We start from the raw sequence: 658 nt of genomic DNA, 5'->3' as shown, positions 1-658 counted from the left end.
ATAACAATTACCTCGGATGTCTTGATTAGATATTTAATATCTTATCTATATTTCTTATATGCAATTTTCAAGGTACATGACTGATGATTTTTCCAATCATCAAGTGGAGAATACGAGATTCGAACTCGTGACCTCCTGCTTGCAAGGCAGGCGCTCTCCCAACTGAGCTAATCCCCCATATTTAATTTCCTCAACCTATGAGCTTTTTCAAAGGTCTGGGCTTAGTGGGCCTTACCTCCTCAAACTCAAGTTTTTAAAGGTCTGGGCTTAAGTGGACTCGAACCACCGACCTCACGCTTATCAGGCGTGCGCTCTAACCAGCTGAGCTATAAGCCCATCTTAAAATTTGGTTGTTCGCTTCCTGTTGTCAGCGAACGACTTAAAAATATATTCGTTCATTTTCAATGAACTCATTATTTTTATAGTCTGGCAGCCACCTACTCTCCCGTACCGTCTCCAGTAAAGTACCATCGGCCGCTTAGGTCTTAACCATCGTGTTCGGGATGGGAACGGGTGTGTCCCCTAAGCGCATCGCCACCAGAAATACTTATTAAGCTTTTTACAGCCTTAATAACTAAATAACAGACAACAACCCTTACTTTTTTCCTTAGAAAGGAGGTGATCCAGCCGCACCTTCCGATACGGCTACCTTGTTACG

At 43.0% G+C, this 658-nt stretch carries 2 tRNA genes and 1 rRNA gene; all 3 read right to left on the bottom strand.

Annotated features, from left to right (window positions below):
* Window positions 1-104: 104 nt before the first annotated feature.
* Window positions 105-177 (bottom strand) — tRNA-Ala (locus tag LI164_RS15620).
* Window positions 178-262: 85 nt separating this feature from the next.
* A tRNA-Ile gene (locus LI164_RS15615) sits at window positions 263-336 on the bottom strand.
* An 88-nt stretch (window positions 337-424) separates the two neighbouring features.
* A 5S ribosomal RNA gene (gene rrf / locus LI164_RS15610) occupies window positions 425-542 on the bottom strand.
* Window positions 543-658 lie beyond the last annotated feature (116 nt).

Source organism: Dorea sp. 210702-DFI.3.125 (assembly GCF_020560945.1).
GTDB classification, from domain to species: Bacteria; Bacillota; Clostridia; order Lachnospirales; family Lachnospiraceae; genus Dorea; species Dorea formicigenerans.
Note: the sequence above shows the minus strand (reverse complement) of the source record. Positions and strands in the feature narration are given on the sequence as shown.